Source organism: Croceibacterium xixiisoli (assembly GCF_009827305.1).
Classification (GTDB): domain Bacteria; phylum Pseudomonadota; class Alphaproteobacteria; order Sphingomonadales; family Sphingomonadaceae; genus Croceibacterium_C; species Croceibacterium_C xixiisoli.
In genome coordinates, this window is record NZ_WTYJ01000001.1 from 150,935 (window position 1) to 168,874 (window position 17,940).

Consider the following 17,940-nt stretch of genomic DNA (forward strand, 5'->3'; position numbering starts at 1 on the left):
GCGTGACTGGTGGGATCGCCCGATCGGATCTGCTGCTGGTGTCCACGATGGCGATTGCGCTGGGATATCCGGTGGCGGGACGGGCCGCGAACGAGCGGGTGGCGGAATATCACAGCTATGACGATCTGCCCCCCCCGGCCAAATCGAGTGATATCCCCGCCAGCCAGCGCCTGGAGCTGGAGCTGTTCGTCAATGCGATGCGGACCGGGATCGTGGCATCGGTGATCCGCCATGGTGACCGGTTCCAGATGCGCATGGCCGATCTGCGGCATGCAGGGCTGTTGATCGCCGGGGATCAGGAACTGGTTTTCCTCGACACGCTGGAAGGGGTGCAGGCCGATTACGATGCGCCGCGCCAGATCCTGCACCTGACCGTGTCGCCGGAAAAACTGCCCGCGCAACGGGTCGGGGGGCGCAGCGGCGCGTTCGAGCCGGCCCGATATGACATGGGCGCGCTGCTGAATTACGATGTCTATGTGACCGGCGGCGCCGGCATGCCGGTGCAGGCATCGCTGTGGCATGAGGCGCGGGCCTTCGGCATGGGGGGAATGGCGTCCACCACCGGCGCGCTGCGCAGCGGCACGGTGAACGGTTATGTCCGCTTCGACAGCTACATCCGCTGGTCCGACGAACGCAGCATGACCACGGTGGAGGCAGGGGACATCATCACCCGCACGCTGCCCTGGGTGCCGGCGGTGCGGCTGGGCGGGGTGCAGGTGTCGCGCGACTTTTCCGTTCGCCCCGATGTGATCACCTATCCACTGCCCGAATTCGCCGGCACGGCGGCGCTGCCTTCCACGGTGGAGCTGGTGGTTAATGGCCGGCGAATTGCCGGGGCGCAGGTGCAGCCGGGGCCGTTTTCGCTCGACACGCTGCCGCCGATCAATGGCTATGGCCAGGCCAATCTGATCGTCACCGACATGCATGGCCGCAGCGTCGCGACGGCCATGCCCTTCTATGTCGGCAGCACGCTGCTGCGCCCGAGGCTGACCGATTATGCCGTGTCGGCCGGCGCGTTCCGGCGCAACTATGGCCTGCGCAGTTTCGACTATGGCGCCTATGCGGCCAGCGCCTCTGCCAGGCACGGTCTGACCAGCGATATCACGCTGGAAATGCGAGCGGAATTTGCCGATGATCTGAAGGTCGGCGGCGCCGGGGCGGTGGTGTCGATAGGCAATCTGGGCCTGACGAGCGCATCCTACAGCCGCAGTTTCCATCGGGGGAAGAGCGGCGGCCAGCTGACTGTGGGCCATGAATATCAGACCGAAACCTTTTCCATCGGCGTGCGGCATGTGCGGCAGGATGCCGACTATGTCGATCTCGGTCTAATCGACCGGAATGATCGCGGCTGGGAACGGCAGACGTCGGCCACGGCGGCATTCTCCCTGGGGCAGCTGGGCACGGTCGGTCTAGGCTATTTCGATCTCGAGCGCGAAAGGGCGCAGGACAGCCGGCTGGTCAATGCGGCCTGGGTGCTGCCGCTGAGCGGGGAAACGCGGCTCAACCTGTCGTTGTCGCATGAATTCGAGCAAAAGAGCTGGTTCGGGGCCATCACGCTGAGCATTCCGCTGGGTGGCGGTATCCTGAGCGGGGGTGCGGCACGCAACCAGAACGGGCGAATCGGCCTGCGCGCCGATTATTCGCTGCCCGTACCGGTGGAAGGCGGGCTCGGCTGGAATGCCAGCGCAGTCAGCGAAGATGGCGATACTCCATCCTGGCGGGCGGAGGCGATCTGGCGCACCCAGCCTGTGTTGCTGCGCGCGGGCGCCTATGGCCGCGACAATGCCGTCGGCTGGTTCGGTGCGACCGGATCGCTGGTGATGATGGATGGCGGATTGTTCGTGGCCAATCGGGTGACCGATGCCTTCGCCGTGGTCAGCACCAATGGCCAGGCGGGCATACCGGTGCGTTATGAAAACCAGCTGATCGGTGAAACCGACAGCAATGGCCAGCTGCTGATCCCGGCGGCCAGCGCTTATTACCCCGCGCGTTACGACATCGATACGCTGGCGCTGCCCGCCAATGTCCGGGCGCCGCTGGTCAGCCAGCAGGTCAAGATCGCGGCCGGCAGCGGCCATGTGATCCGTTTCGCGGTGCAAGAGGTTGTCGCCGCGCGCGGGACGATCCGCGATGCGGCCGGCGAACCGTTGCCCGCCGGGGCGATCGCCCGGCTGAACGACGGGCTGGAAACCTATGTCGGGTGGGATGGGCTGATCTATCTGGAAAATGTCGCGCCCGCCAACGTGTTGCAGGTCACCCTGCCCGAAGGCGGCAGCTGCAGCGCAAGCTTCGAGGTTGGCGCATCCGATGAAGAAATCATCGATCTGGGGGATCTGACATGCCGGTAATCCTGCGTCGCGCCCTGGCCTTGCTGGCTGTGCTGATCGCCGCCCTGTGCGCGCAGCCCGCCAGCGCCTGCACCACCGCCAATTCCACCATCGCCCTGCCTGGGGTCAGTTCCTACACCGTGGCCACCACCGCTCAGTCAGGCAGCGGTTCGGCGGGTCTCAGCTGCAATGTAACCCTGGCCTTGCTGACCGATCATTACATAAGGCTGCGGACCGAAAGCATCAGTTCGGTGCTGACGGGGCCGGGCGGTTTGACCATTCCCTTTACTGCATCAAGGACGTCGGGCGGGGCGCCGCTGGTCGCCAACACCACCCTGGACCTGTCATCGACGGCCATTCTGACCCTGTTTGCCGGGCAGAACAGCACCATCCCGCTGTTCATCCGCACATCGCCGACAGCCAATCTGCGCGCAGGCACCTACACCGGCACGATCAATCTGCGGTGGTTCTATTCGGTCTGTTCGGTGGGGGTGGCCGCCTGTCTGAGCTATTCCAACAGTCCCGGCCTTGTCCGCCCCCTGCTTGGCGCCCCCACCAATTGGGGGCAGGGGGTTCCGGTCACGGTGACGGTGGAACTGGTCGTGCAGAATGATTGCGTGATTACCGCACCCAGCCTGGCCTTCGGCACGGCGCCGCTGGTCGGGGCCTTCAACGCCGTGACGCGCACCATCCAGATCCGTTGCAGCGCCGGGGCCGCCTATACGGTTGGCCTGAACAACGGAGCCAATGCTTCGGGCACGGTGCGGCGCATGCGCAGCGGTACGAACTATCTGAACTACGAGATCTACAAGACCACCGCCTCCACCGAACGCTGGGGCGCGGTCGGCACCGCGCGCCGCAGCAGCAGCACGGCCGATACCAATGCCGGGGTGTACAATTCCTCGACCAATCAGACCTATACCTATCGGGCAGTGATCCTGTCCGGCCAGATCACCCCGCCGCCGGGCAATTATCTGGATACGATCCAGCTGGATGTGATCTTCTGAACGGGCCTTGCCCCGCCGCATCGCGATAATGATATGGTGGGTGGCGCGATCCGGCGCGGTCGAGATTGCATCATGGCCCATCATTATCAGGTGTTCGAAACAGCCACCGGCTTTGCCGCGATCGGCTGGGGTACGGGCGGGGTGACGAGCTTCCGCCTGCCTGCGCCCACCGCGCGCGAGGCCGGGCAGGCGCTGCTGCGGCGACTGCCCGATGCGCGCAGGGCGGAACCGCCGCCGGGAATGTGCGAGGTGATCGACATGGCCTGCCGCTGTTTCACCGGTGAGCGGGTGGATTTTGCCGCGGTGCCGGTCGATTTGGGACCGCAGGGCGATTTCTTCACGCGGGTCTATGCCCATGTCCGCGCTCTGGGCTGGGGGGAAGTAACGACCTATGGCGCCGTGGCCAGGGCGTTGGACGCCGCGCCAGAGGCGGCCCGCGCGGTGGGGCAGGCGATGGCGAGCAATCCCGTGCCGCTGATCATTCCCTGCCATCGGGTCAGGGCCGCCAATGGCCGCATCGGCGGCTTTTCCGCACCGGGCGGATCGCTGTCCAAGGTGCATATGCTGACGCTGGAAGGGGTGGAGCGCGCTTCCGTGGAGGCGACGGCCCAGATGGGGTTCGGTTTCTGACCGGCGGTCGCCCCGTTCACTTGCCGCCCTGGGAATCAGGGCCTGGGCGTTTCAGAACTTGTGCATTTCAGGATCGGGCCATCATCACCCGGTTTCGGCCGCCCTGCTTGGCCTGATACAGCGCCTCGTCCGCGCGGCCGATCAGGTCGTCCATCAGATTGCTGCCCAGCGTCTTGACGACTTCGGCGGTGGCGGTGCCGATGCTGACGGTGATCGGGATGGACAGATCGCCCAGCTGCACCGGCTCATCCGCAATCGCGGCGCGCACGCGTTCGGCGATGGCGGGAAGATCGTCCTCGACCGAACTGGCGAGCAGGGCGATAAATTCCTCCCCACCGAAACGGGCGAACAGGTCCCGATCGCGCAGGGCTTCGCGGCAGCGCCTGGCCACGACCTTGAGCACCTCGTCGCCGGCGGGGTGGCCGTAATTGTCGTTGATACGCTTGAAATGATCGACATCGAGCATCATCACCGTGACCGAATGGCCGCTACCCGCCTGGCGTGCGGCCAGAATTTCGGCCGATCGTTCTTCGAAATGGCGCCGGTTGGGCACGCCGGTCAGCGGATCGGAGGTGGCCAGGCGGCGCAGTTCGGCCGCCATCATCAGTTCGGCGGTCACATCGGTGAACAGCCAGATTCGCCCTTCCCCCCCTTCACCGCGGACGGGATGGGTGGTCACCTCCAGCGTGCGTTCGCCCAGCGTCCAATGCATGGAGGCGGAGAAATTGACGTCGCTGACATGGGCGGCATAGGCCCGTTCCAGCTCTTCCCTGTTGCTGCAGTTTTCGCGCAGGCGGCGCATCATGTCCGCCAGCTTGCCGGCCCTGTGCTGGCCCGCATCGCAGCCCAGCAACACCCCGGCGCGTTCATTGATCATGGCGCCCTGGCCATCACCATCGATCAGCACGATGCCGGACGGCACGCTTTCGAACAGATCGCTGAACTGATCGCGCATGGCCAGTTGACGAACGCTGTCCCGCCGGGCGGACAGCAGCCGCGCTATGCTGTCCCCCAGCAGGGGCAGTTCGCCGATGACCGACAGTGGCGGGGCTTCGTCGGCCCACAGCAGCAACAGGCCGCTGGCGGGGGCATGGTCCACCGGGGTGGGCACGAACAGCAGCGATGCGGGGGGCTGGTTCAGCGCATGGAGGATCGCACTGGGCAGGCGGAAATCATTCGCCGGAACGGGCGAGGTGGCCCAGCTGCGATCCAGCAATCCGCTGCGCTGCAGATTGCAGGCGCCGAACGCCTGCACGCTGGATGCGCCGGCGGGCACAGCGCGCCCGGTGCCGTCCACTTCCACGGCCAGCACCAGATCCGCGCGGCAGGCCTGCTGGATAAATCGGCAGAGTGCGTCGATGCCGCCCGCTGGACTTGCGGTCATGCAGCCTTCGCCAACAGGTTACTGTCCAGAATGCGCTGTACCTCGTTCGCGGCGGTCATATGCGGCAGGTGGCCCGCCGCATCGATCACATCCAGCGTTGCCCCGGGAATGGCATTGGCCAGCCAGGTGCCCACGGCGGTGGGAACGGCCATATCGGCGGAGGTCTGGATCAGATGCACGGGGCGGCGGATCCGGGTGGCCGTCTGCCGCATGTCGGAACTGAAGATGGTGCGGGATATGTTGAGCGCGATGTCCGGCTGCATCTGGCACAGCGTGCGGGAGAAATCGGTGATGGTGGTGTTGTCGGGTACGCCGACCACCATGGGCGCGAAGCCGGCGACCCAGGCCTGGAAATTCGCGGCCATGCTGTCGAACAGCTGGTCCAGATCGCTCTGTTCGAAGCCGCCGAAATAGTCGCCATCGTTCAGATAGCGCGGCGATGCCCCGATCATCACCAGCCGATCGAACAGCCCAGGCCGGGCGCAGGCCGCCGCCGCGCCGATCATCCCGCTCATGGAATGGCCGACATAGACGATGTTCTGCGTATCGATTTCGTCGATCAGGTCGATCAGATCATCAGCATAGCCGAAGATCGTGCCGTGCCGGTCGAAATCATAGGTTTCCGCCCCGCGCGCGCCGCAACCGGCCAGATCGAAGGAGATGACATCATACCGCGCGTCGAACCAGGGGCGCAGGCTGCTCCAGGCCGATTGGTCGGTGCCAAAGCCATGGGCGAGAACGGCCACCTGGCGCCCCAGCCCGCTGCGTCGACCGCTCAGTTTCCGGAAAAACTCCATCCTCGCCACCTGTCGATTCCGCATTTGCGAACGAGGCGTAGTTCACCCATCCGGGCAAACGCAACCAGGGATGCGGCCTGTCGTGGGCGAAGCGTTGCAGAAGTCGGGTGACCGCCCTGATTCGACATGGTTAATGGCGGAAAACAGCCATTTTTTTGCTCGAAAGGCTGGCAAAAAATGCAGCCGTATGGATTTTCGAGAAATGGTGCACCCGACAGGATTCGAACCTGTGACCTCTGCCTTCGGAGGGCAGCGCTCTATCCAGCTGAGCTACGGGTGCCTGGCCGCCCGCCTAGCAACACAAGCGGCGCCCGCCAAGCCTTCAATGTCGGACAAATGACAATCCTGCATCGGGCGGGCCATGGCAAGGGCGTCATCCCGGGGCGCCGCGGTTGCGGTGGCGCGGGATGATGGGCCCGATCAGCGCGCGCCGGGCAGCTGGATCAGCCGCGAACCATTGGCCTTGGTCACCGTGACATTGAAGCCGCCGCGACGGGAATCGCGCAGGGCGTAATAGGTCAGGTCGATTCGTTCGCCGGCTGTGAAGGACCGTTTCGACCATCCTTCGCGCACCAGATGGTTGGGGCTCATCCCCTCAAACGCCCAGCGATTGCCCTGGGCATCGCGGACATAGAGAAAGGTGTGCGGATTGGTCCAATCCCAGCGTTCGACCGTCACATTTTTCATTTCGGTGGGTTTGCCCCATTCGAACATGGCGGTGGAATGGTGGGCGGACCCCGGCATGGCCATGGCTGCCGCGCCGATCGCTGCCGTGGCGATGATGGCAATTCGGGTGCGAATTCCGCGGGTGGACATCGTGCTTCTCCTCAATCTGGCAGCTCTGCAGGCGCTCAGTATCAGGCTCCTTTTCTCGCAATCATTTGATAGAATCAAGCATCCCTTGACTTGTTCAACAAGGCCGCAAAAAAGCAGGGTTGAGGAGCAGGAACCTGGAGAAAAAAATGCAGGCTTGGATTCATGCGGCGTGGTGGATGGCTGGCGCGGCAGCATTGGCGCTGGCGACGGCGGCCGGCGCGCAGGACAATGCGATTCCCCGCGCAACCGGCTATGCGGACATTGAAAAACTGCCCGATTTCAGCGGGGTCTGGAATCCGGACTGGTCGCTGCTGTTCGGCGAAGGCGGGCGGCGCCCGGCCGATCCGTCGCTGACCCCGGCGGCGCAGGCGAAATTCGATGCTTTCCGCAAGAAACAGGAAGCCGAAGGGGTCGATCAGGAAGCACAGGTGCATTGCCTGCCGCCCGGCATGCCGCAGATCATGCGCATGCCCTATCCGATCGAATTTCTCTACACGCCGGGACGGGTGACGATCTTCGCCGAAACCTACAGCCAGGCGCGGCGGATCTACACCGATGGCCGCCCTTTGCCCGAAGATCCCGATCTGCTGTTCAACGGCAGTTCGATCGGCCGCTGGGACGGTGATACGCTGCTGGTCGATACGATCGGCTTCTCTCCGCAGATTCAGATCGCCGCCGGGATCGACCACGGCGAAAACATGCGCATTCATGAAAGGATGTGGTTGGAATCGCCCGAAGTGCTGCGGGTGGAAACCACCATCACCGATCCCGATGTGCTGGCCGCGCCCTATGTGATGCAGACCGCCTATCGCAAGCATGCGGATTGGGAGATCCGCGAATATGTCTGCGCGGAAAACAACCGGCTGCGGTCGGAAGAAGGCGGCGCCAATATCGACCTGGGTCTGGATGAAGAGGATCCCTTCGGCCCGGCGGTGGAACCCTGAGGAGACGATGGGCGTCGGAAGCCGAGGGGGCGGCAAGCGGCGCTAACGAATTGGCAATCTGATCTGGCTAGGGTTGGGGTGATGAATGCGTTCACGCCCCCCCGCGCCGGAACATCCGGCCGATCCCGCACGGTTTTCGGTGCCGGTTCCGCCAATGCCACCGGCATCCGCTGGGCGGCCATGTGTGACGCGGCAGAGATCGTGTGCGTGATGGCCGGAATGGAACCGGAAAAGCCGAACCGGGCAATCCGCAATTTCCCCGTGCTGATTCGCGATGCCGAAGCATGGCGCCGGAGCCAGGCGGAAAACGCGGTATCCGATCTCTCGTCGGTGATGGAACATGGGCTGGCCGCGTTGTTGGCCATTCGCGGGCGCGGGGCCGATGCCCGCCCGGCGGCCATGGCGCTGTGGGCTGAATTCGCCAGCGCCCGGGCGGCGATTCTGGCGCTGCTGCCGCCAGAGGATGATCATTTCCCGGATCTCGACCGGCGCTAGCACTTGACGGTGTTCCTCATTCGTTCCAGCATGGCGGAATGAACGAGGCCCGAATCCTGGCAGATGCAGGCGCACCCGCCGCCCATGTTGCAGATGCCGCAGCAAACACTGCCGCAAACCTTGCCGCAAATCCCGTCGTGACGCAGGAATTGCGCCGTTCGGCGGAGGTCGCGCGCGGCATTTGCCGGCTGTTTGCCCGCAACGGCATCTGGATGCTGGGCGAAATGCCGCTGCGCAATGGCCGCCGGGCGGATCTGATGGGGATCGATCCCAAGGGGCAGGTCGTGATCGTGGAGATCAAGACGGCACGCTCCGATCTGCTCGGCGATGCCAAATGGCCGGACTATCTCGACTTCTGCGACCGCTTCTATTGGGGTTTGCCACCCGAACTCGATCGCGCCTGCCTGGAAACCCCGGCGTTTCATCCCGACTGCTGCGGGGTGATCGTGGCCGATGCCTATGACGCGGAAATCCTGCGTCCGGCGCCCACGCGAGCGCTTGCCGCTGCCCGCCGGCGGGTGGAGGTGGAAAGGCTGGCACGGGCGGCGCTGCGGCGTCATCTGGTGGCGGCCGATCCGCATTGTGCGCGTTGGGGTGACGAAGCGGGCTGAGCGGGTTATGCTCGCCGACCGGATGCGCTGGGCCGACCTGGATGCTCCGTCCTGATGGCGGAATTTAACCTTTGAGTTACCAAGATCCGCCATGAGGAACACGGGAACTGAAGGGTATTTCGAATGGACAGGCTGCGTGGATCCTTCGACCCGTTCGGCGGCGATCGTGATGGCGATCCGGACGAAGAGGATTTCGGCGTAGAGGCGGCCCCGATCGATATCGGGCAGAGCGAACGCCGGATGCAGGTGCGCGCCTACAACCATTGGGCCAGCCTGCTGCAGCATCGCAACTATCCTGCGCCATCCGATCTGGATCCGAGCATTCCGGAATTCGGCCCTTTCAGCATATTGCTCGATTTCACGGCCGGCCGTGCCGACCCGGCGATCGCCTATCTGGGGCAGTCGCTGGCGGAAGAATGCGGGGTGGCCGGCGAGCGGCCGCGCACTCTGAACGATCTGCCGACATCATCGCTGCTGAACCAGATCAGCGATCATTGGGCGCAGACCATCGACAATGAGGCGCCGGTCGGTTTTGCCGCAGAATTCATCAACCAGCGTAACGCCACCATCCTCTATCGCGGCATATTGCTGCCCTTTTCGGCAGACGACCGGACGGTGGATTTCATCTACGGCGTGATCAACTGGAAAGAACAGGTCGATGCCCGCACGGCCAGCGACCTGCAGCATGAGATCGGCCGGATGCTGGCCGATCGCGGCGATCACAAATCCGGCTTTGCCCTGCCGATGACGGACTGGGCCGATGGTCCCTGCCTGATCGAGGGGTTCGGCCTAGTCGATACGATCATCCATGATGGCGCGGATGAGGCTGACAGGAGCGATGCGGGCGAAGGCCTGCCCGCCCGCCTGCGCGCCATGACCGGGTGCCTGCTGGAAGATCTGCGGCAGGATGGACCCGAATTTTCGCTGGCGCTGATCCGTCGCGACGGGCCGGGCCAGATCACGATCCTGGGCGAAATCCCGGAAGATCCGGCGCTGCTGGGCCATGCCGCCCAGCGGCTGCTCGGCTGATTGTCCGGCTGATTTGGCAGACTGTTGCCGGCTGGATCGGGCGATGGCCGGCAAAGGGCCGGCTTCATTTCCTGTTCAGCCCGGAATCGGTTACCCTTCCTGCTTGATGCGTAACTTCGCCCATATTCTGGCCTTTCTGGCGGCGATGATCATTGCCGCGCAGCCCGCTGCGGCCCAATCGATCCTGCGCGACGCAGAAACCGAAGCCCTGCTGCAGGAACTGGTCGACCCGCTGACAGAGGCTGCCGGATTGCAGCGTGGCGCGGTCGATGTGGTGATCATCAATGATCCTTCGATCAATGCCTTCGTCGCCGGCGGGCAGCGGATCTATATCCATTCCGGGCTGATCAATGCCGCCGATACCGCCAATGAGGTGCAGGGCGTGCTCGCGCATGAGCTGGGCCATATCACCGGCGGCCACATCATTCGCGCCTATGAGGGCATGGGCAAGGCATCGACCATTTCGATTCTGTCCATGTTGGTCGGCGTTGCGGCCATGCTGGCCGGGGCCGGTGAGGCGGGTATGGGCGCCATGGCGCTGGGGCAGCAGGCGGCCATGGGCAGCTTCCTGTCGTTCAGCCGGGTGCAGGAATCGAGCGCGGACGCGGCCGGCGTGCAATATCTCTCCACCGCCGGGATTACCGGGCGCGGTTCGATCGCCTTTTTCAAGAAGCTGCAGAACCAGGAATTCCGCTACGGCTACAGCCAGGATGACGATGCCGCTTTTGGCCGCACGCACCCGCTGTCTGGCGACCGCATCGCACGGCTGCAGGATGATTATGAGCGGGATGCAGCGTGGGACACGCCGCCCGATCCGGAACAGCAGCGCCGCTTCCTGCGCGCCAAGGCCAAGCTCTTCGGCTATCTCGCCACCCCGGTGCAGACGCTCAATTCCTATCCCGCGCATCTGACCGATGTCGGGGCGCATTATGCCCGCGCCTATGCCTATCACAAGGATGCGCGGATCGACGACGCGCTGAAGGAAACCGATGCGCTGTTGGCGCTGGATCCCGATGATCCCTATTTTCTGGAGCTGAAGGGCCAGGTGCTGCTCGAATCCGGGCGACCGCGCGATGCGCTGGCGCCGCTGCGCCGCGCAACCGAGTTGACCGGCAACAATCCGCTGATCGCCGCGACATTCGGCCATGCGCTGCTCGCCACCGAAGACCAGAACAATCTGGCCGAGGCGGAACGCGTGCTGCGTGCGGCCGTGGGGCGGGATCGGGAAAATCCCTTCGCCTGGTATCAGCTGGGGCTCGTCTATGCCGGGCGGGGCGACATCCCCCGTGCGCAGCTGGCCAGCGCCGAACAGCAGATCATGAGCAATCAGCCGCGCGGGGCATTGCAAAACGCCGAAGCGGCCGAACGCAGCCTGCCGACCGGCAGCCCGGACTGGTTGCGGGCGCAGGATATTGCCATGCAGGCGCGGGCCACGCTTGAACGAGAGAAGGACCGCCGGTAATCGGTAAAGCCATGCGTTGGTTGCTTACTTCTATCGTCGCCCTGATCGCCGGTTTTGCCGGTGCCGCCCTGTGGCATGTTTCCGGCCTGGGCCAGAATGCGACGCGCGATTATCTGATGGCCCACCCCGAGGTGTTGCCCGAAGCGATGCAGGTGTTGCAGCAGCGGGATCTGGCCGGCCGGATCGGGCCGCAGCGGGCCGAACTGGAACGTGCCTTCCCCGGCGCGGTGCTCGGCAATCCCAAGGGCACGGTAACGCTGGTCGAATTCACCGATTATGCCTGCGGCTATTGCGCCAAGAGCGTGGCTGATGTGCAGGCCCTGATCGCCGCCAATCCCGATCTGCGGGTGGTGGTACGCGAGTTCCCGATCCTGAGCCCGGAAAGCGTCGACGCCGCGCGCATGGCGCTGGCTGCCGCCGAACAGGGCAAGTTTGCCGCCTTCCACGATGCCATGTTCCGCCTGGGCCAGCCGAGCGCCGACAGCATTACGGCCGCTGCACGCGAAGCGGGTGTCGATCTGGAAAAGGCGCAGGCGGCCATCGCCAATGGCATCTATGATGCGCATCTGCAGCAGAATGCCCAGCTGGCGCAGAATCTGGGGATCAGCGGCACGCCTGGCTGGGTGACCGGCGACAAGATCCTGGCCGGCGCGGTCGGTGGCGAGGCGATTGGTGCCGCCATTGCAGAGGCGCGCAAGTCCTGACAGTCTTGTTGCCTGTGGCCCCTTTCGGCAGGCGCAAGCGGCCGGCCCGGCAGAATGCGGCGGCGCCCGGCGGGCAGATGACCATGCTGCCGTTCCGCCCGGCGCCGTTCTTCAAGGACAAGAACCGCGCCTTCTGGCGGTTGCAATTCATCGGCTGGGGCGGGGCGGCGCTGCTGCGCGCCATGACCAGCCTGGCCAATGAGAAGCCCCTGTCCTTCCTGGTGCTGGTGCTGATCGCCACGATCACCGGCTTTTCGATCAGCCTGGTGCTGTCCGTCATCTACGGCAAGCTGATCAACCGTTCGCCGCTGCTGACCTGGAGCCTGACCGCGATCACCCTGGCCGTGGCGGTGGGTGTGTCCGCCTTCATCAACGGCTGGACCATCAGCCTGTACCAGTCCGGCAGCGAGGCCAGCTTCGCGCAGCTGGTGCTGGGCGTGTTTTACATGGACATGACGCTGCTCGGCGCGTGGTCGGCGCTCTATTACGCGATCAATTATTATCTGCAGGTGGAAGAACAGGCCGATCAGCTGGAACGGCTGGAAGCCCATGCCACCAGCGCCCAGCTGGCGATGCTGCGCTATCAGTTGAACCCGCATTTCCTGTTCAACACGCTCAATTCGATCAGCACGCTGGTGCTGCTGCAGCAATCGGAACCGGCCAATGCGATGCTGACCCGGCTGTCCAGCTTCCTGCGCCACACCCTCGTCACCCAGCCGGGTGGCAGGGTGACGGTGGAACAGGAGGTGGATACGCTCAAGCTCTATCTCGATATCGAACGGATGCGGTTCGAGGAACGGTTGCGCACCGAATTCCGCATCGATCCGCTGGCGGCCAAGGCGTGCCTGCCGTCCCTGCTGCTGCAGCCGCTGGTCGAAAACGCCATCAAATATGCGGTTTCGCAGCAGGAAGAAGGGGCGCGGATCACGCTGGCGGCAGAGGTTGTGGGTGATCGGCTGCGCGTCACCGTGTCGGACACCGGGCCCGGCCTGCAGGCGCGGCCAGACCGCAATTCTGCACCGCTGGCCGGAACCAGCTCGACAGGGGTAGGTCTCGCCAATATCCGTGATCGGCTGTCGCAGGCATACGGAGCCGATCACAGGTTTGAAATCCGATCCCCCGCTGACGGCGGGTTCACCGTCATCATCGAAATCCCCTACGACGCCACAGAGGCCGCCGCTGCCGGCACAACGCAGCCACAAAATTCCCCCACTCTGCCTGTTCCCCCCCACCCAGACAGGCAGCCCATCGAAAGCAACGCATGACCATTCGCACCCTCCTCGTCGATGACGAGAAACTCGCCATTCAGGGCCTGCAATTGCGGCTGGAGCCGTTTACCGATGTGGAGATCATCGGCACCTGCGCCAACGGCCGCGAAGCGATCCGCGCGATCAAGACCGAAAAGCCCGATCTGGTGTTTCTCGACATCCAGATGCCCGGCTTTGACGGGTTTTCCGTGGTGAAGGGCGTGATGGAAATCGAACCGCCGCTGTTCGTGTTCGTCACCGCCTTCGAAGAGCATGCGATCCGCGCGTTCGAGGCGAATGCCGTCAACTATCTGATGAAGCCGGTGGATGTGGACAAGCTGGCCGATACGCTGGACCGAGTGCGCACCCGGCTGGCGGAAAAACGCTCTGCCGAAGAGGCGGGCAAGCTGAAGGATGTGCTGGCCGAAGTCGCCCCCGATGCGATCGACAACATGCCGATCGAGGAGGAATCCACCGGCCGTTATGAAAAGATGATCAATGTGAAGGATCGCGGGCAGATCTTCCGCGTGGATGTCGATTCCATCGAACATATCGAGGCGGCCGGCGATTACATGTGCATCTATACCGGCGACAATTCGCTGATCCTGCGCGAAACGATGAAGGATCTGGAACGCCGGCTGGATCCGCGCGTGTTCCAGCGCGTCCACCGGTCCACCATCGTCAATCTGGATCAGGTCCGCCAAGTGAAGCCGCACACCAATGGCGAATGCTTCCTGGTGCTGGAATCCGGGGCCGAGGTGAAGGTCAGCCGGTCCTATCGCGACGTGGTGGCGCGCTTCGTCCACTGATCCGGCAGTATCCGAATTCCGGCTGAGGGTGATTCCCTCTGCCGGAATTTCGCGATAGGGCTGGGGCATGAATGAATTCAACCTGCCCGGCTTTGACTGTGCCGCCTTCGTTCGTGCCACCCTGGCGGAAGACCTGGGTGAAGGCCTGCCCGGCGGCGGGCGCGATGTCACCGCCGAAAGCGTGATCCCCGCCGATGCCCGCTTTGCCGGGGTGATGGACAGCCGCGATCCGATCGTGGTTGCCGGCCTGCCGATTGCGGTCGCTTTTTTCCGCGCGCTCGATCCCGACATGGAAATCAATGTGCTGGTGGATGAGGGGGCGGAGGTTCCCGGCGGCACAGTGCTGATGCGGCTGGCGGGCAATGCCCGTGCGCTGCTGACCGCCGAACGCAGCGCGCTCAACACCGTGCAGCATCTGTCGGGCATTGCCACCATGACGCGCAGCTATGTACAGGCGATGGCCGGCAGCGGCTGCGTGCTGCTGGATACGCGCAAGACCATTCCCGGCCTGCGCCATCTGGAAAAATACGCCACCCGCATGGGCGGCGCGCGCAATCACCGCATGGGATTGTGGGATGCCGCGATGATCAAGGACAACCACGTGCTGGTCGCCGGCGATGTTGGCGAAGCCGTGCGCCGGGCCCGTGCGGCCGGTGTGGCGGAGGTGATCTGCGAGGTGGACCGGATCGAACAGATCGAACCGGCGCTGGCCGCCGGGGCCAGTCATCTGCTGCTCGACAATATGGACCCGCAAACCCTGCGCAAGGCGGTGGCGCTGGTGGCCGGGCGTGTCCCGACCGAGGCATCCGGCGGGATCAATCTGGAAACGATCGCGGCCAAGGCGGCGACGGGTGTTACCTTCGTATCGGTCGGGCGGCTGACGCAGAGCGCACCGGCGGCCGATATCGGGCTCGACTTCACCCCGCTGTGAGGTGCGCGGCGGCTCTCGCGCTGGTGCTGGGCAGCGCCGCTCTGCCCACGGCAGCGCAGGCGCAGGCCTATCAATGCGCGGTGCCGCAGGGGCCGGTCTCGGTTCCCCGGGTGGAACGGGACGGGCCGGTGCGGCAGACGCCGATCGCCAGCTACACGCTGGCCCTGTCATGGTCGCCCGAATATTGCCGCACGCGGCAGAACAGCGCGCGCGACCGGCAACAATGTTCGGGCGAAAGCGGGCGGTTCGGCTTCATCGTCCATGGCCTGTGGCCTGAGGGGCAGGGGCGGCAATGGCCGCAATGGTGCCCCACCCGCCGCCCGCTGCCGCCCGCAGAAGCACGGCGCAATCTGTGCATGACCCCATCGGCCCGGCTGCTGGCCAATGAATGGGCCAAGCATGGCACCTGCATGGTGGCGAGCCCTGAGGCCTATTTCCAGACCACGCGGATCCTGTGGAACAGCCTGCGCTGGCCCGATTATGATCGGCTGTCCCGCCAGGACGGGCTGACCGCTGGCGATATCCGCCAAGCCTTTGTCCAGGCCAATCCGGGCTGGCGTGCGCAGCAGGTCGGGCTGGTGGTCAATGAACGTGGCTGGCTGCAGGAAATGCGGCTTTGTTACGGGCGCGATTTCCGCCCGCGCAATTGCGATTCGCGCCGCTTCGGTCCGACTGATTCGACACCGGCGAAGATCTGGCGCGGAATCTGATGGCAGGAGTTCAGCGGCGGGCGGCGAAGAAATCCCGTAGCAGGGTGGCAGACAGGTCTTCCCCCATACCGGAATAGACATCGGGCCGGTGCAGGCACTGCGGCTGGTCGAACAGGCGGGCGCCATGTTCCACCGCGCCGCCTTTGGGATCGGTGGCGGCGTAATAGAGCCGCGCGATTCGCGCATGGCTGATCGCCCCGGCGCACATCGGGCAGGGTTCCAGCGTCACCCACAGCTCGCAGCCGTCCAGCCGTTCGCGCCCCAGCGCCACCGCCGCCCGCCGCAGGGCCAGGATTTCGGCATGGGCGGTGGGATCGGTCAGTCGGCGCGGAGCATTGTGCGCTTCGCCCACGATCACCCCGTTACACACCACCACCGCACCCACGGGCACTTCGCCCTGTTCGGCGGATTGCCGGGCCAGTTCGATGGCACGCGCCATGGGCGGAGGAAGAGGCCAGCGAGTCATGACTGGCGCTGCTAATGCAATTTCCAGGCAGGTGGAATCATTCAACGGCTCGCCCGGTGGCATAAACCGTGTAAAGCGATTGGCGCAGCTTGATGCGGCGGCGCGCTTGACGGCGCAACGCCTTGCCGTTAGGCGCACCGCTTTCCGAGATTACTTGAACTGAGAGATTCTCCATGTCGCGCATCTGCGAACTCACCGGCAAGGGCCGTCAGGTTGGCCACAATGTGAGCCACGCCAACAACAAGACCAAGCGGGTGTTCCTGCCCAATCTGCAGAACGTCACGCTGCTGAGCGAAGGGCTGGACCGCAGCTTCAAGTTCCGCGTGTCGACCCATGGTCTGCGTTCGGTGGAACACAATGGCGGCCTGGACAACTGGCTGCTCAAGACCTCTGACGCCAAGCTGAGCCCGCGCGCTCTGCGCGTGAAGCGCGACCTCAAGAAGGCCGCTGCCGCAGCCTGATTCGCGTCATGCGAATAGCATGAAGGGCGTGCCGCCTGTTGGCGGCGCGCCCTTCGCTGTGTCTGCGTTCTACTGATGGCAAGGTGGGGGCATCGCATCGCCACGATGCACGCGCGCCTGTTGCCCGGCCCTTACGATGGGCAGGTTTGCGTGGGATTCCAACGCGCTTTCAGCAGCAATGTGCGCTGGAAACTGGCGGTGTTGTCGTCAGAGATGATCCACAGGAACACCGTGCCGTCCTGGGCGGGCTCGATGGTGATCCCTTCGTAATTGTCGAACAGCGTCTCGTCGCGCAGTGCGGCGATATCCTGCAACTGCCAGGCCTTGCCCGCGCGAATCGTCTTCGGATCGCCGACCACCAGCCGGGTGTGGAACCGGGGCGGCAGGCCGAAACGGAAACCGCGCAGCAGAATCACCACCCGCCCGTCCGGTAGCGTCGCGGCATCGACCGGGGCCATGCCGTCCGGCGTGGGAAAACGGAACTCGATCGGCCTGGCGCCCTCGACCGGGTCGCCGGGAAACAGCAGCGCCGGGGTGTGCCCCTTGCTGCCGTCATAATGCCGTTCGGCCAGCACGATGAAACGGCCATCGTTCAGCCGCGTGACCGATTCGGGGCCGCTGTTCTGCGGCCAGAAACGCATCGCCTTGGGCGCGATGTCCTTTTCCAGCTGCAGCTGCGCATTATAACGCACGATGCTGTTGGTGAATTCATAGCCGGCCCAGATTTGCCCGGTTTTCGGATCGCGGGTCAGCGCCTCCAGATCGGAATTGCGTTTGATCGATCCGGCATCGGGATTGAACGGGCCGAGACGGGGCGGGGCAGGGGAGATGTGGCCGGGCGGATCGGGCGAATCGAAGATCAGCATGTCGCCCCGGTCGCTGCCGGCCAGGAAACGGTCCCCATCCAATCGCACCAATCCGGAATAGCCACCGAAATGATCATTGGGGCTGGTCAGGTGCCAGGCCTTTTCCAGCACAACGGGCGCACAGGCGGCGGCAAAGGCATCCGCGCTGGCCGGGATCGCCTGCACCGAAAGAATTTGCCGATTGTCCGGCGCCGGTAGAGGGCTGCGCCACCAGGTTCCCGGCGCCAGCATGGCTGCCAGAATG

Annotated in this window: 20 protein-coding genes and 1 tRNA gene; 14 read left to right on the forward strand and 7 right to left on the reverse strand. The window is 64.6% G+C overall.

Annotation, left to right across the window (positions count from 1 at the left end):
* Nucleotides 1–2: 2 nt before the first annotated feature.
* The 3 genes from GRI97_RS00765 (at nt 3) to GRI97_RS00775 (ending at nt 3,964) form a co-directional block, all read left to right on the forward strand.
* Nucleotides 3–2,348 carry a fimbria/pilus outer membrane usher protein gene (locus GRI97_RS00765; RefSeq protein ID WP_161389252.1) on the forward strand — a complete coding sequence of 782 codons (2,346 nt, stop codon included), beginning with the start codon at nt 3–5 and terminating at the stop codon, nt 2,346–2,348.
* Nucleotides 2,339–3,334, forward strand: a complete 996-nt coding sequence (locus GRI97_RS00770; protein WP_161389253.1) for a Csu type fimbrial protein — start codon at nt 2,339–2,341, stop codon at nt 3,332–3,334. Before GRI97_RS00765 ends, GRI97_RS00770 begins: the two co-directional genes overlap by 10 nt.
* 72 nt (nt 3,335–3,406) lie before the next feature.
* The gene (locus GRI97_RS00775) at nt 3,407–3,964 is read left to right on the forward strand and encodes a methylated-DNA--[protein]-cysteine S-methyltransferase (RefSeq protein ID WP_161389254.1); all 558 of its coding nucleotides are present in this window, start codon (nt 3,407–3,409) and stop codon (nt 3,962–3,964) included.
* 67 nt (nt 3,965–4,031) lie between these two features.
* On the opposite strand, the gene GRI97_RS00780 is transcribed toward GRI97_RS00775, so the two are convergent.
* The 4 genes from GRI97_RS00780 to GRI97_RS00795 all read right to left on the reverse strand — a co-directional run bounded on the left by GRI97_RS00780 (nt 4,032) and on the right by GRI97_RS00795 (nt 6,961).
* Nucleotides 4,032–5,348, reverse strand: coding sequence for a sensor domain-containing diguanylate cyclase (locus tag GRI97_RS00780; RefSeq protein WP_161389255.1), 1,317 nt, complete (start codon nt 5,346–5,348; stop codon nt 4,032–4,034).
* Complete coding sequence (locus GRI97_RS00785) at nt 5,345–6,145, reverse strand: alpha/beta fold hydrolase (protein ID WP_161389256.1); 801 nt, start codon at nt 6,143–6,145, stop codon at nt 5,345–5,347. The genes GRI97_RS00780 and GRI97_RS00785 overlap by 4 nt, the downstream gene beginning before the upstream one ends.
* A 203-nt stretch (nt 6,146–6,348) precedes the next feature.
* Nucleotides 6,349–6,425, reverse strand: a tRNA-Arg gene (locus GRI97_RS00790).
* 140 nt (nt 6,426–6,565) lie between these two features.
* Nucleotides 6,566–6,961, reverse strand: a complete 396-nt coding sequence (locus GRI97_RS00795) for a DUF6152 family protein (RefSeq protein ID WP_161389257.1) — start codon at nt 6,959–6,961, stop codon at nt 6,566–6,568.
* 146 nt (nt 6,962–7,107) lie between these two features.
* Between GRI97_RS00795 and GRI97_RS00800 the strand changes: the two genes are divergently transcribed.
* The 10 genes from GRI97_RS00800 to GRI97_RS00845 all read left to right on the forward strand — a co-directional run bounded on the left by GRI97_RS00800 (nt 7,108) and on the right by GRI97_RS00845 (nt 15,903).
* Nucleotides 7,108–7,905: a hypothetical protein gene (locus tag GRI97_RS00800; RefSeq protein ID WP_161389258.1), complete on the forward strand. Its 798-nt coding sequence runs from the start codon at nt 7,108–7,110 to the stop codon at nt 7,903–7,905.
* Nucleotides 7,906–7,986: 81 nt separating this feature from the next.
* Nucleotides 7,987–8,400: a hypothetical protein gene (locus tag GRI97_RS00805; RefSeq protein ID WP_235917558.1), complete on the forward strand. Its 414-nt coding sequence runs from the start codon at nt 7,987–7,989 to the stop codon at nt 8,398–8,400.
* A 38-nt stretch (nt 8,401–8,438) separates the two neighbouring features.
* Nucleotides 8,439–9,011, forward strand: a complete 573-nt coding sequence (locus tag GRI97_RS00810; protein WP_161389259.1) for an MmcB family DNA repair protein — start codon at nt 8,439–8,441, stop codon at nt 9,009–9,011.
* Nucleotides 9,012–9,134: 123 nt separating this feature from the next.
* The gene (locus tag GRI97_RS00815; RefSeq protein ID WP_161389260.1) at nt 9,135–10,040 is read left to right on the forward strand and encodes a PAS domain-containing protein; all 906 of its coding nucleotides are present in this window, start codon (nt 9,135–9,137) and stop codon (nt 10,038–10,040) included.
* A gap of 106 nt (nt 10,041–10,146) precedes the next feature.
* A complete protein-coding gene (locus GRI97_RS00820; RefSeq protein WP_161389261.1) occupies nt 10,147–11,502 on the forward strand; it encodes a M48 family metalloprotease in 1,356 nt (451 codons plus the stop codon).
* 11 nt (nt 11,503–11,513) lie between these two features.
* Nucleotides 11,514–12,206, forward strand: coding sequence for a DsbA family protein (locus GRI97_RS00825; RefSeq protein ID WP_161389262.1), 693 nt, complete (start codon nt 11,514–11,516; stop codon nt 12,204–12,206).
* A 77-nt stretch (nt 12,207–12,283) separates the two neighbouring features.
* Nucleotides 12,284–13,471 carry a sensor histidine kinase gene (locus GRI97_RS00830; RefSeq protein WP_161389263.1) on the forward strand — a complete coding sequence of 396 codons (1,188 nt, stop codon included), beginning with the start codon at nt 12,284–12,286 and terminating at the stop codon, nt 13,469–13,471.
* Entirely contained in the window at nt 13,468–14,262 is a 795-nt protein-coding gene (locus GRI97_RS00835; protein WP_161389264.1) for a LytR/AlgR family response regulator transcription factor, read from the forward strand. The genes GRI97_RS00830 and GRI97_RS00835 overlap by 4 nt, the downstream gene beginning before the upstream one ends.
* Nucleotides 14,263–14,329: 67 nt before the next feature.
* The gene (gene nadC, locus GRI97_RS00840; RefSeq protein ID WP_161389265.1) at nt 14,330–15,193 is read left to right on the forward strand and encodes a carboxylating nicotinate-nucleotide diphosphorylase; all 864 of its coding nucleotides are present in this window, start codon (nt 14,330–14,332) and stop codon (nt 15,191–15,193) included.
* Entirely contained in the window at nt 15,190–15,903 is a 714-nt protein-coding gene (locus tag GRI97_RS00845) for a ribonuclease T2 (protein ID WP_328598469.1), read from the forward strand. Before nadC ends, GRI97_RS00845 begins: the two co-directional genes overlap by 4 nt.
* 10 nt (nt 15,904–15,913) lie before the next feature.
* Here the strand turns inward: GRI97_RS00845 and GRI97_RS00850 are convergent, their stop codons facing one another.
* The gene (locus GRI97_RS00850) at nt 15,914–16,369 is read right to left on the reverse strand and encodes a nucleoside deaminase (protein WP_161389266.1); all 456 of its coding nucleotides are present in this window, start codon (nt 16,367–16,369) and stop codon (nt 15,914–15,916) included.
* A gap of 37 nt (nt 16,370–16,406) precedes the next feature.
* Complete coding sequence (locus GRI97_RS00855) at nt 16,407–16,544, reverse strand: hypothetical protein (protein ID WP_161389267.1); 138 nt, start codon at nt 16,542–16,544, stop codon at nt 16,407–16,409.
* Between GRI97_RS00855 and rpmB the strand changes: the two genes are divergently transcribed.
* Nucleotides 16,543–16,830, forward strand: a complete 288-nt coding sequence (gene rpmB / locus GRI97_RS00860) for a 50S ribosomal protein L28 (RefSeq protein WP_161389268.1) — start codon at nt 16,543–16,545, stop codon at nt 16,828–16,830. The two genes, GRI97_RS00855 and rpmB, sit on opposite strands and share 2 nt — an antisense overlap.
* A 131-nt stretch (nt 16,831–16,961) precedes the next feature.
* On the opposite strand, the gene GRI97_RS00865 is transcribed toward rpmB, so the two are convergent.
* Nucleotides 16,962–17,927: an esterase-like activity of phytase family protein gene (locus GRI97_RS00865; RefSeq protein WP_161389269.1), complete on the reverse strand. Its 966-nt coding sequence runs from the start codon at nt 17,925–17,927 to the stop codon at nt 16,962–16,964.
* Between the last annotated feature and the right edge of the window lie 13 nt (nt 17,928–17,940).

Bases quoted from the DNA above. Each gene is read 5' to 3' on its own strand.
- GRI97_RS00770 (WP_161389253.1), top strand. From the start codon at position 2,339: ATGCCGGTAATCCTGCGTCGCGCCCTGGCCTTGCTGGCTGTGCTGATC.
- GRI97_RS00775 (WP_161389254.1), top strand. From the start codon at position 3,407: ATGGCCCATCATTATCAGGTGTTCGAAACAGCCACCGGCTTTGCCGCG.
- GRI97_RS00780 (WP_161389255.1), bottom strand. From the start codon at position 5,348: ATGACCGCAAGTCCAGCGGGCGGCATCGACGCACTCTGCCGATTTATC.
- GRI97_RS00785 (WP_161389256.1), bottom strand. From the start codon at position 6,145: ATGGAGTTTTTCCGGAAACTGAGCGGTCGACGCAGCGGGCTGGGGCGC.
- GRI97_RS00795 (WP_161389257.1), bottom strand. From the start codon at position 6,961: ATGTCCACCCGCGGAATTCGCACCCGAATTGCCATCATCGCCACGGCA.
- GRI97_RS00800 (WP_161389258.1), top strand. From the start codon at position 7,108: ATGCAGGCTTGGATTCATGCGGCGTGGTGGATGGCTGGCGCGGCAGCA.
- GRI97_RS00805 (WP_235917558.1), top strand. From the start codon at position 7,987: ATGAATGCGTTCACGCCCCCCCGCGCCGGAACATCCGGCCGATCCCGC.
- GRI97_RS00810 (WP_161389259.1), top strand. From the start codon at position 8,439: ATGAACGAGGCCCGAATCCTGGCAGATGCAGGCGCACCCGCCGCCCAT.
- GRI97_RS00815 (WP_161389260.1), top strand. From the start codon at position 9,135: ATGGACAGGCTGCGTGGATCCTTCGACCCGTTCGGCGGCGATCGTGAT.
- GRI97_RS00820 (WP_161389261.1), top strand. From the start codon at position 10,147: ATGCGTAACTTCGCCCATATTCTGGCCTTTCTGGCGGCGATGATCATT.
- GRI97_RS00825 (WP_161389262.1), top strand. From the start codon at position 11,514: ATGCGTTGGTTGCTTACTTCTATCGTCGCCCTGATCGCCGGTTTTGCC.
- GRI97_RS00830 (WP_161389263.1), top strand. From the start codon at position 12,284: ATGACCATGCTGCCGTTCCGCCCGGCGCCGTTCTTCAAGGACAAGAAC.
- GRI97_RS00835 (WP_161389264.1), top strand. From the start codon at position 13,468: ATGACCATTCGCACCCTCCTCGTCGATGACGAGAAACTCGCCATTCAG.
- nadC (WP_161389265.1), top strand. From the start codon at position 14,330: ATGAATGAATTCAACCTGCCCGGCTTTGACTGTGCCGCCTTCGTTCGT.
- GRI97_RS00850 (WP_161389266.1), bottom strand. From the start codon at position 16,369: ATGACTCGCTGGCCTCTTCCTCCGCCCATGGCGCGTGCCATCGAACTG.
- rpmB (WP_161389268.1), top strand. From the start codon at position 16,543: ATGTCGCGCATCTGCGAACTCACCGGCAAGGGCCGTCAGGTTGGCCAC.
- GRI97_RS00855 (WP_161389267.1), bottom strand. From the start codon at position 16,544: ATGGAGAATCTCTCAGTTCAAGTAATCTCGGAAAGCGGTGCGCCTAAC.
- GRI97_RS00865 (WP_161389269.1), bottom strand. From the start codon at position 17,927: ATGCTGGCGCCGGGAACCTGGTGGCGCAGCCCTCTACCGGCGCCGGAC.